This window comes from Burkholderia sp. BKH01, from assembly GCF_025685725.1.
Taxonomy (GTDB): Bacteria; Pseudomonadota; Gammaproteobacteria; order Burkholderiales; family Burkholderiaceae; genus Burkholderia; species Burkholderia pyrrocinia_C.
Map to the genome: position 1 here is coordinate 102,510 of NZ_JAOTQT010000024.1, position 9,893 is coordinate 112,402.

Sequence of the window (9,893 nt, forward strand, 5' to 3'; positions counted from 1 at the left end):
ACATGACATCGACGCAATCCCTCACGTTCTATACGGCCGACACGCCGAACGGGCACAAGATCGCGATCTATCTGGAAGAGGCCGGGCTCGCGCACGACCTCGTGCACGTGAACCTGTCCGCCGGCGAGCAGCGCAGCCCGGCGTTTCTCGCGATCAACCCGAACGGCAAGATTCCGGCCATCGTCGACCACGACACCGGGCTGGCCGTGTTCGAATCCGGCGCGATCCTCGGCTATCTCGCCGCGACGACAGGCTGTCTGCATCCCGAAACGCTGGCCGAGCGCACGGCGGTCCAGCAATGGCTGCACTTCCAGATCGGCGGGATCGGGCCGATGCTCGGCCAGCTCTGGTGGTTCCTGCATGCGTCGAAGACGGTCAATGCGGAAGCGATCGACCGCTATCGGAACGAAGCGCGGCGTCTCTATGGGGTCGTGAACGGCCGATTGTCGGAATCGGCGTATCTCGCATCGTCGCGATACTCGATCGCCGACATCGCCGCGTTTCCGTGGCTGCGCTCGGCGGCCGAGCTCGATCTCGACGTTACCGATTACCCGCACGTCGAGCGCTGGCTCGCCGACATCGCCGCACGGCCGGCCGTTCAGCGGGGCCTGGCCGCTTGCCGCGCGCCGGCCGCAGTGCCGGCGCACTGACGGATGCATCGTCCGCGCCGCACGGGCGGCGCGGGAACCGGCCGCTCGCCCGCCGGGAAACATTGTTCTCATTCGCCGTAAACGTCTCGAATGCGTGATATTTGCGCGGCTCGATCCGGGTTAGAGCGGCCGAAAATCGATGACGATGTGTCGTATGGCCGCAACCACGGGCCGTACAGGCGCACCAGAGGAGTTGGAGACAAATGAGTGAAGGCAGGATTACGCAGGTCGAGTCGTTCGGTTTCGAGCGCATTCCCGATGCATCGCGCCGTGCGTGCTCGCGCGCAGGCAATTCCAGAGCGAACCGCTGAGCGCCAGGTAGCGGCGGGGGGCCGTCGCCCGTGCCGGCGAGCGATCGGCGCGGGCGGCATGCAGGGGATCGGCACAGCCGATGTCCGGCATCGCAGGCGGCGGCCTGCTGCGGCCGCTGCCCGGTCATTACGTTTGGGCGATCATCCACTCCGTCCGGAAGGTCGCCATGTCCCGGCTCGACTACCCGTCGCTCGGCCCCTGTCTGCCCGCCCGCCATCGCGATCGACGCGATGGGGTTCGGGCTCGTCTGCCCGATGATGTCCGCGATCTTCAGCGATCTGCACGCGGCCTTCGTACTCAGTTTGGTGATGATGGTCGCGTACGGGCGCTCGCGGCCGGGCGCGCGAACGGCTGCGCTGTCGTCGTCGGCCGCGCGCATGTTGGCCCGATCCTGTCGGACGTTGTCCCGCGCGCGGCTGTCGCGCAAAGCCGCACGGCCCGACACTGGCGCCTCGCGACCGGGGAGACCCCGGGCCGCGTCCGGCGGCGCCGGCAGGCCCGGCGCGCCGTTCCGTTCAATGAGCCAACCGGGAGTGTGACCCCATGCAACATCCGACCATCCGTACCCTGGCCGGCGCGACGGCGCCGACGTCGATCGCCGCCGCCCGCACCGCGCTGCTGGTGATCGATTTCCAGAACGAATATTTCAGCGGCCGCCTGCCGATTCCGGAAGGACCGCGCGCGCTCGACAACGCGCAGCGCGTGATCGCGTTCGCGGACCGTGCGGGCATTCCGGTGTTTCACGTTCAGCACGTCGATACGGCAGACAGCCCGATCTTCGCCGACGGCAGCGACGGCTTCCGCTTTCACACGGACCTGCAGCCGGCGCCGCACCACACGGTCGTGAAGAAGACGTCAGTGAGCGTGTTCCCGACCACGGACATCGATGCGCGCCTGAAGGCGGCCGGCGTCGACACGCTGATCGTCACCGGCCTGATGACGCATGCGTGCGTCGCCGGCGCGGCCCGCGATGCGGTGCCGCTCGGTTATGAGGTGATCGTCGTCGACGACGCATGCGCAACACGCGATCTCGACGTCGCGGACGGCGGCACGGTGCCGCACCGCGACCTCCATCGCGCGACGCTGGCCGCGCTGTCCGACACGTTCGGCGATGTGCTGACCACCGCTCAGGTGCTGGCGCTCGACGTCGCCTGACGGCCGCCCGGTTCGTCCTTCAGTCCGCCCAGCCCGGCGCGGCGTACACGATTTCGCCGCGGAAGCACGTCTCGATCACGCGGGTCCGCGCGAAGGTCTCGACCGGGTGCGCGAACGGATTGCGGTCGAGGATCGCGAAGCTCGCGTACTTGCCTGCTTCGAGCGAGCCCGTGCAGTTGTCGAAACGCAGCGCGTACGCGCTATTCACCGTATTGGCCTCGAGCATCGTCAGCAGGTCGAGGCGCTCGTGCGGATTCCACGGCGGGCTGTCGGGCTGGTCGATCGGCAGGTGCGTGACGCCTGTCCGGATGATCTGCATCGGGTCCATCGTGCTGACCGACCAGTCCGAACCGGCCACGAGCATCATGCCCGCGTTGCGCATGCTGCGGAACGGGTAATTGCGCGCGGCGCGCTCGTCGCCGAGCAAGTCGCGGTGGAGCTGCTGCTCTTCGCGTGCGGCCGGCCACAGTGTCCGCACGTTCGCGATCGCGCCGAGCCGGTTGAAGCGGCCCATGTCGGCCGGATCGACGAGCTGCGGGTGCTCGAGGCGCTGTCCGGCGGGACAATGCGTTTCAACGAACTCGGCCGCGCGATCGGCGATGTGTCGAACCAGATGCTGTCGCGCACGCCCAAGCGGCTCGAGCAGGATGGCTTCGTCAATCGCACACTGTTCGCCGAAGTGCCGCCGCGGGTCGAATATCCGCTGACCGACCTCGGGCGTTCGTTCCTGACACCGATGCAGGCGATGATCCGGTGGGCCGACGAACATCATCGCGCGATCTGCACCGCGCGCCGTCGTGCGCGGGAGCAGGAGGGCGGCGGGCGCTGAGCGGGGTGCACGCGTCGTTATGTCGATTGTCGGGAGGTTGCAGACGGAGCGCGATGGGGTGACGAAGGGTCGATGCATTCGCATCGGCATTGCATGATTTCGTTATCCGAATGATTTGGCCGGAATGGACGGCTTGACGATGCTTTGCCGCGTTCGTCGCGAATGCGGCGATGCGCTTGCGACACCGCGTCCGGATGATGGGCCTGGCATCGGGGCGACCGAAACATTCGGTCGTCTGTTGCGCGGCATGCGACGTGCACGACAAGAGCGTGGCGGGAATCCGGTCGATACACGATGACGCGCCGGAGATCGGCGGGCATATTGCCTGGCGACGTTGCCTGATTGGATAGACGCCCACGCATCGGCGTTGGCGGTCGGGATCGTTCCGGAGAAGGGGCGAGCTGCGCAGCAGTCGCGCGTGCGCCTGCCGGGCACCATGATTCCGGAGCCGAACGACGCGGGTTCGCAGGCCGTCCGGCTCCTGGGGGCCGCCACGGGCCGGAGCCGGGTAGCCGCCTATCGCCACGAACCGTCGACGTAGACCCACACCTGCCCCTGGCGGCGCCAGTAGCCGGGCACCCACCGACGCCCGGGGCGCCGTGCGACCCAGCGGCCGGACATCCATATATAGCGGCCGCGCTGCCAGCGCCAGTAACCGTCGGTCCATATATAGCCGTGCGGCCGCGGTGGCGGCGGGCGGCGGTCGTGCCGTGCCGCCGGCGGCCCGAAGCCCGGGCGGTCGGCATACGGCGGCCCGCCGGGCACGCGGTTCGGGCCGGACGGCCGGTATACGGGCGGCGCGGGCTGGGCCGACGCCGCGCGGAGCAAGCCGGTGCCGACGAAAGCGGCGGTCAATCCGATGGCGCGCAGCAATGAGCGTCGATTCATGGCGTGTCCTGTTCTGTATTGGAGGGGCTGCCTTACATTAGCCTGCCGGTACGCAGGCCGGGTTACGCGGGCGGTTAAGGCTGTTACCGCGCGTCACGCCACACGGCTGGGCCGCCGGCCGGCGAAGAGCGACCTTTCCGTTTCCGCGGGCTGACTGATGGACATTGTCCGCTGCACGGGTGTCGCACCCTGCTTGCTGGGCGACTGACACGTTTTAGACGATCGAAGCGCAGTGTCCGACGCTGAAATGGGTAAAAATTGCCGATTTTGGGTGCTCTACCGAACCAGTTTGTTGTTTCTATGCAACCGTCAAGACGGCGACATGAAAGAATGGTGCGATGAAAGCCTCCAAAAAGCCCTCGTCAAGAAGTCAAAAAAAGACATCAAAACAAATACTTATAACGCGGCCCCAGTTTCATTATTTCTAGTTCTGGAAAAGCTTATTTCTTTATTTGCGGATCGCGCCCCTAGGGTACACCCCTAAACTCACGGTTCCCAAACGGGCAACTATCCGGGCGCGGCCAGCAGGACCGATGGCGTTCCCGGGCGGTTGAGACCGTTTATGAAACAAGGTCGCGAGACCTGCCTCTTTTTAGAAGGGAGCTCCACGAATGAACAAGACTCTGATCGTTGCAGCAGCTGCAGCATCGTTCGCTACCGTCGCTCACGCGCAAAGCAGCGTCACGCTGTACGGCGTGCTGGACGCAGGCATCACCTACACGAGCAACGTCCAACCGGCACTGGGTCAAGCTGGCAAGTCGCGTTGGGCGATGGGTTCGGGCATTGACCAGAGCCGTTTCGGCCTGCGTGGCTCGGAAGACCTGGGTGGCGGCCTGAAGGCAATCTTCACGTTGGAAAGCGGCTTCGGCATCGGTAACGGCAAGCTGGGCAACAACGGCGGCATGTTCAACCGCCAAGCTTTCGTCGGCCTGTCGAGCCAGTACGGCACGGTCACGCTGGGTAAGCAGTATGACGCAACGCAAGACTACCTGGCGCCGCTGACGGCAACGGGTTCGTGGGGCGGCACGTACTTCGCGCACCCGCTGAACCTCGACCGTCTGAGCACGACTGGCGATGTCGCAGCGAACAACACGATCAAGTTCACGAGCGCGAACTACGCTGGCCTGCAATTCGGCGGCACGTACTCGTTCTCGAACAACACGAACTTCGGCAACAACCGTGCGTACAGCGCGGGTGCTGCATACCAGTTCCAAGGTCTGAAGCTGGCTGCTGCATACTCGCAAGCGAACCTGGGTGACGGTACGAACGCAAACGGCGCGACGTCGTCGGCGATCGGTGGCATCGCTAGCCAAGGCCGCGTCCGCACGTACGGTGCTGCTGCTGGTTATGCATTCGGTCCGGCACAAGTCGGCGCTGCATGGACGCAAGCGCGTCTCGACAACAATGCAGTCGGTCTGGGCACGCTGCGCACTGACAACTACGAAGTCAACGCAAAGTACAACCTGACGCCGGCTCTCGGCCTGGGTGCTGCTTACACGTACACGAACGCGAAGATCAACAACGGCAGCACGCACTGGAACCAGTTCGGCCTGCAAGCTGACTACGCACTGTCGAAGCGCACGGACGTCTACGCACAAGCTGTGTACCAGCGTGCAGCGAAGAACGGCATTGGCGCATCGATCTACAACGGCGACAGCTTCAACAACAACCTGCCGAGCTCGTCGATCAACCAAACCGCAGCAACGGTTGGTCTGCGTCACCGCTTCTAAGCGTGACGGCGGGGTAACCCGCTTCGCAGCATCAAAAAAGGCGCCTTCGGGCGCCTTTTTTTCGTCTGTGGAATGTAACGTCGGTGATTCAAATCGGCCGGATGCAAAAAAGCGAGGCCGGTGCCTCGCTTTTTCGTTGCGCGGCCGTTAGGGCGCGGTGCCACCGGCAGGTGGCTCAGCGCGTGTATTCGCCGTTGGCTTCCGGCTGGAACACGATTGCGGCGACCTTCATCAGCTTTTCGGCGCCGCTCGGCTGCATCACCTTGACCATCTGGCCGCGCTGCGTACCCAGCAGAGCCATGCCGACGGGCGAGAAGACGTTCAGGCGGCCGAGTTCGAGATTGGCGGCGTCCGGATAAACAATTGTCCAGGTGGCTTGTTCCTGGGTCGCTTCGTCGAGCAGTGTGATCTGCGAGTTCATCGTGACGACGTTCGCCTTGATGGCGTCGGGTTGGACGATGTCGGCGCGCTCGAGCAGCGTGTCGAGCATCGTCTGGAATCGCGGGTTGTGCTCGGCGTGCTTCTCGAGGCGAGCGACGTCGAGTTCGGTCAACTGGTAAAGGCGTTGTTTCATGGAAGTTCTCCAAATGATCGGCAGGGGCAGGCGTGGCGTGCCTATGAGGATCGCCCGGAGCCTGTCTGACCTGGCTCCGGGAGGAGACCGAGCCGTCAGATCAGGCGCCGGGCAGGGGCGAGCGGCGCCTGGGCCGTGCGTCGAGCGAGTGGATGCGCCGGATGGCCGGCGCGCGCGCGCGCGCCGGCCGGGCCGGACGGCGAAACCGAGAGGGGCGTGAGCGCGTACATGGTGGATGGAATATCGACTGGCGAATAAAACCTTACGATTTTACAACACAACCTTCGGGATATGTGATTCGGCTGTTGGCGTTTCGTCAGCGATTGTTGTACAGATGAAGCAAGTGACAATGCCGTGGTCCATAAACAGTGGGCGATATTTTCCAAAATCGCAACGCTGTATGTTGAAACTAAGGGTTTCCCCTTGGGGTGGCGAGAACTACACTGGATTCAATCGCTTCAGACAGTCCTGCCGAGGCGACGTCAAAAGAGAACATAACCCGGAGGTAAATCATGAAGTCGATCATCTACGCAGCCATCGCCGCATCCGTCCTTGCCGCCCCGATCGCATCTTTTGCACAGTCCGACCAAGGGCTGACCCGCGACCAGGTCAAGGCCGAACTGGTGCAACTCGAACAGAACGGCTACAAGCCGCTGGCGAGCGATTCGCAATATCCGAGCGATATCCAGGCGGCCGAACAACGGATACAGCCGAACCAGCCGATGCTTGCGCAGGCCGATACGAGCGGCTACGGTGCGGTGGCGACGGGTGCCGGACAAGCTGGCCGTCGCATGACGCGGGAAGCACCGAATCCCGTGAACTCGGTCTACTTCGGCAACTAAGCGAACGTCCCCGGTCTGCCCGAGCGCACCGCTCAATCGACGAGACGCGCGCCGTCCGCGCGCGTCGTTCGCCCGCAGGAGCAGAACCTCCGTCGCCGCATTCCGGCGGCTTTCCGCCCAGACGCTTACGCGTTTGGGCCTTTTTTGCTGGAGCGGGTCAGACGGACGTAACCGCGGGCGTGCCGTGGATATAGTGTTCGAGCTGGCTGATCGTGAACTGCTGATCGGCAATCACGCTCTTCACGAGGTCGCCGATCGAGATGAGGCCGATCAGCTTGCCGCCGTCGAGGACGGGCAAGTGGCGCATCCGGTGCTCGGTCATCAGCGCCATGCACTCGTCGGTGGATTGCGACGGCTCGACGTAGCGCACCTTCGCCGTCATGATTTCCTCGACGCGGGTGGCCTTCGATGAGCGGTCCTGCAGGACGATCTTGCGCGCGTAGTCGCGCTCGGTGACGATGCCTGCGATGTCGTCGCCTTCCACGACCAGCAAAGCGCCGATGCCCTTTTCCGCCATCAGCTTGATGGCGTCATAGACGAGATCGGTCTTCTTGACGGTATAGATGGTGCGGCCCGAATCCGGCTTGGCCTTGAGAATCTGCGCGACAGTCGTGCTCATTCGCTTTCTCCGTGTGCAGGTCGATGCAGGGAAGGCAGGCGTGATGCGCGTCACCCGATGGGCCCAGTATAGCCGGGCCGGCGGCGGCAGTCGCATGACGTTTCCAGATTAGCGGTAAACTCCGGTCACGCACTATCCACACAACTCCTACATTCCAGAACGTTTCGATTGAATTCATGATGTCTTCGCGTCCCCAATCGCCCACGCAGGGCAATGGCCGGGCCGACGAGTGCGTGACGCTCGTCGCCACCGCGTCGCTGCCTACGCGCTACGGCACGTTCACGTCGTACGCATTCCGCGTATCGGGCAGCGATGCCGAACATCTCGCGCTCGTGATGGGCGACGTGACCGGCGAGCAGTCCGTGCTGACGCGGCTGCATTCCGAATGCCTGACCGGCGACGTGTTTGGCTCGTACCGCTGCGATTGCGGCGAGCAGCTCGATCTCGCGTTGCGCTACATCGCGGCCGAAGACCGCGGCGTGCTGCTTTATTTGCGCGGCCATGAGGGGCGCGGGATCGGCCTGAGCAACAAGATCCGCGCATACGCGCTGCAGGAGCAGGGGCGCGACACCGTCGAGGCGAACCTCGACCTCGGCCTGCCCGACGACGCCCGCGAATACGACTCGGCCGCCTCGATCCTCCGGATCCTCGGCGTGACGTCGGTGCGCCTGATGAGCAACAACCCGAAGAAGTTCGACACGCTCGCGAAGCACGGCATTCCCGTCTGTGAGCGCGTGGCGCTCGCGGTGCCCGTGCGCGAGGAAAACGAGCGTTATATCCGCACGAAGCAGACGAAGTTCGGGCACTACTTCGAGGAAAACGAGTAATCACAGCGGGCGCACCGGCGCCCGTTTCTCGTTGTTCGTTCTTCCGATCGTCGTTGGCTGACGCGACGATCTCGATTTCCCCTTCATCTGTTCTGCCTCCGGGTTCGTGACGTTACCTGCGTTGCGTCGCCGCCCGTAGATCCGCGTCACCCATGACCACGCCACTGAAGATGGAAACCGAACGCCTGACGCTGCGTCGCTGGCGACCGGCGGATGCGGGCGCGCTGCGGCGATGCATGCGCATCCGGACGTGACCGCGTGGCTCGCGCGCGGCCCGATGTTCGTCGACGAGGCGAACGACGTCATCGCGCGCTTCGAAGCGCATTTCGATGCGTACGGTTACGGGGCGTGGGCGGTCGTGCGTCGCGCCGACGCGATGCTGATCGGACTCTGCGGCTTGTCGTACGAAGCGCGCGCAACGCATCCGATGGCGCCGCGCGTCGAGATCGTGTGGCGGCAGGCGCGTCACGCATGGGGGCATGGTTATATTGCCGAAGCGGCGGCCGCGGCATTGGCTGACGGATTCGACCGGATCGGGCTCGGCGAGATTTTCGCGTGGACGGCCGATACCAACCTGCGATCGCAACACGTGATGCAGCGGCTCGGCATGCGGCGCCAACCCGCGCGCGATTTCGATCATCCCGCGTTACCGGAAGGGCATGCGCTGCGGCGGCACGTCGTGTATGTCACGCGCCCCGGTGGCGACGCCGGCGCGTAACGGCTTACGTGCGCGTGCCAGTCAGCTCCATGCGGCGTTTTGCGGCACGATCCGGTAAATGTGGATTCGTTCTGGCCGAACGAACCACCGAACATCGGCTCACGAAAGAAAAAACATGACGCTGCAGATCGAATGCGCGCACCGCATCGCCGTGGCTGCTCGTCCGGAAAACTTTCGAATTTCCGCCTTCGACGGAGCCTGCCGGCCGATGTGCAGATACGCGTATGCCGTCCGGGAAGTGAGGAATGGGTAAGCCCGATCTTCGTCGGCCGGTTGCCGGACCTTACCGCCAGTCACTATGGGCGGCCGTGCTGGAGGCGGCCTTTGGATGGGGGCAAAGGGGACGATGGTGCTGGTCGTGCTGGGGGTGACTGCGATGATGGTCCTGACGGGCGACCTGGATGCTCTGGCGGACCTGCCGATGACCAGAAAAGGCTGGCTGTACCTGCTGCTGGCGCTTGTCGTGGCGGTCGCGCTGGTATTTGCGGTGCACCACTACTGGTTGCGGCCCGCCGGCGTGCGGCCGGCAGGTTAGTCGGGACGGAAGACGATGCGTCCCCGCAATCCGCGCAGGCAATAAAAAAGCCCGCTGCTTGAGCGGGCTGAATCCATGTTTGGAGACATGGAGGAGACAGACGTAAATTTAAGGGAAAACCCGAGGGTTGGCAAGCCCTGTTGTATCGATGCAACTTGCTGCCGTGCCGTGCCGTGCCGTGCCGTGCCGTGCCGTGCCGTGCCGTGCCGTGCCG

General features: G+C 64.4%; 13 protein-coding genes and 2 pseudogenes. 10 read left to right on the plus strand and 5 right to left on the minus strand.

The genetic code is table 11. From position 1 onward, the window contains the following. The first annotated feature begins 2 nt into the window (after positions 1 to 2). From OEJ37_RS27455 to OEJ37_RS27460, 3 genes and pseudogenes are all read left to right on the plus strand, one after another. On the plus strand, positions 3 to 650 hold the full coding sequence (locus tag OEJ37_RS27455; RefSeq protein ID WP_263347439.1) for a glutathione S-transferase family protein: 648 nt from the start codon (positions 3 to 5) through the stop codon (positions 648 to 650). A gap of 391 nt (positions 651 to 1,041) precedes the next feature. Continuing rightward, positions 1,042 to 1,258 (plus strand): annotated as a pseudogene (locus tag OEJ37_RS34960) (MFS transporter); the annotation flags it as partial. Between the two features lie 247 nt (positions 1,259 to 1,505). After that, entirely contained in the window at positions 1,506 to 2,117 is a 612-nt protein-coding gene (locus OEJ37_RS27460) for a cysteine hydrolase family protein (protein WP_263347442.1), read from the plus strand. Between the two features lie 19 nt (positions 2,118 to 2,136). On the opposite strand, the gene OEJ37_RS27465 is transcribed toward OEJ37_RS27460, so the two are convergent. Further along, on the minus strand, positions 2,137 to 2,631 hold the full coding sequence (locus OEJ37_RS27465; RefSeq protein ID WP_411859291.1) for an amidohydrolase family protein: 495 nt from the start codon (positions 2,629 to 2,631) through the stop codon (positions 2,137 to 2,139). 18 nt (positions 2,632 to 2,649) lie between these two features. Between OEJ37_RS27465 and OEJ37_RS27470 the strand changes: the two are divergent. Beyond that, positions 2,650 to 2,946, plus strand: a pseudogene (locus OEJ37_RS27470) (winged helix-turn-helix transcriptional regulator); the annotation flags it as partial. A 516-nt stretch (positions 2,947 to 3,462) separates the two neighbouring features. Here OEJ37_RS27470 and OEJ37_RS27475 read toward each other — a convergent pair. Beyond that, positions 3,463 to 3,834 carry a hypothetical protein gene (locus tag OEJ37_RS27475; RefSeq protein WP_263347445.1) on the minus strand — a complete coding sequence of 124 codons (372 nt, stop codon included), beginning with the start codon at positions 3,832 to 3,834 and terminating at the stop codon, positions 3,463 to 3,465. A 611-nt stretch (positions 3,835 to 4,445) separates the two neighbouring features. On the opposite strand from OEJ37_RS27475, the gene OEJ37_RS27480 reads away from it, so the two are divergent. Beyond that, positions 4,446 to 5,564 carry a porin gene (locus tag OEJ37_RS27480; RefSeq protein ID WP_174421127.1) on the plus strand — a complete coding sequence of 373 codons (1,119 nt, stop codon included), beginning with the start codon at positions 4,446 to 4,448 and terminating at the stop codon, positions 5,562 to 5,564. 175 nt (positions 5,565 to 5,739) lie between these two features. On the opposite strand, the gene OEJ37_RS27485 is transcribed toward OEJ37_RS27480, so the two are convergent. Then, on the minus strand, positions 5,740 to 6,138 hold the full coding sequence (locus OEJ37_RS27485) for a GreA/GreB family elongation factor (RefSeq protein ID WP_006486027.1): 399 nt from the start codon (positions 6,136 to 6,138) through the stop codon (positions 5,740 to 5,742). Positions 6,139 to 6,650: 512 nt separating this feature from the next. On the opposite strand from OEJ37_RS27485, the gene OEJ37_RS27490 reads away from it, so the two are divergent. Next, entirely contained in the window at positions 6,651 to 6,980 is a 330-nt protein-coding gene (locus tag OEJ37_RS27490; RefSeq protein WP_174421126.1) for a DUF4148 domain-containing protein, read from the plus strand. A 157-nt stretch (positions 6,981 to 7,137) separates the two neighbouring features. On the opposite strand, the gene OEJ37_RS27495 is transcribed toward OEJ37_RS27490, so the two are convergent. Continuing rightward, entirely contained in the window at positions 7,138 to 7,599 is a 462-nt protein-coding gene (locus OEJ37_RS27495; RefSeq protein ID WP_152857377.1) for a CBS domain-containing protein, read from the minus strand. A gap of 176 nt (positions 7,600 to 7,775) precedes the next feature. Here OEJ37_RS27495 and ribA point away from each other — a divergent pair, with 176 nt between their 5' ends. The 4 genes from ribA to OEJ37_RS27515 all read left to right on the plus strand — a co-directional run bounded on the left by ribA (position 7,776) and on the right by OEJ37_RS27515 (position 9,679). Next, a complete protein-coding gene (gene ribA / locus OEJ37_RS27500; RefSeq protein ID WP_152857376.1) occupies positions 7,776 to 8,426 on the plus strand; it encodes a GTP cyclohydrolase II in 651 nt (216 codons plus the stop codon). A gap of 232 nt (positions 8,427 to 8,658) precedes the next feature. Beyond that, entirely contained in the window at positions 8,659 to 9,144 is a 486-nt protein-coding gene (locus tag OEJ37_RS27505; protein WP_263347458.1) for a GNAT family N-acetyltransferase, read from the plus strand. 115 nt (positions 9,145 to 9,259) lie between these two features. After that, positions 9,260 to 9,397, plus strand: coding sequence for a hypothetical protein (locus OEJ37_RS27510; protein ID WP_263347460.1), 138 nt, complete (start codon positions 9,260 to 9,262; stop codon positions 9,395 to 9,397). Positions 9,398 to 9,490: 93 nt separating this feature from the next. Next, on the plus strand, positions 9,491 to 9,679 hold the full coding sequence (locus OEJ37_RS27515) for a hypothetical protein (RefSeq protein WP_174421145.1): 189 nt from the start codon (positions 9,491 to 9,493) through the stop codon (positions 9,677 to 9,679). On the opposite strand, the gene OEJ37_RS27520 is transcribed toward OEJ37_RS27515, so the two are convergent. Further along, positions 9,676 to 9,893 (minus strand): hypothetical protein (locus OEJ37_RS27520; protein ID WP_263347462.1); only part of this gene is annotated, 218 nt, incomplete at its 5' end. The two genes, OEJ37_RS27515 and OEJ37_RS27520, sit on opposite strands and share 4 nt — an antisense overlap.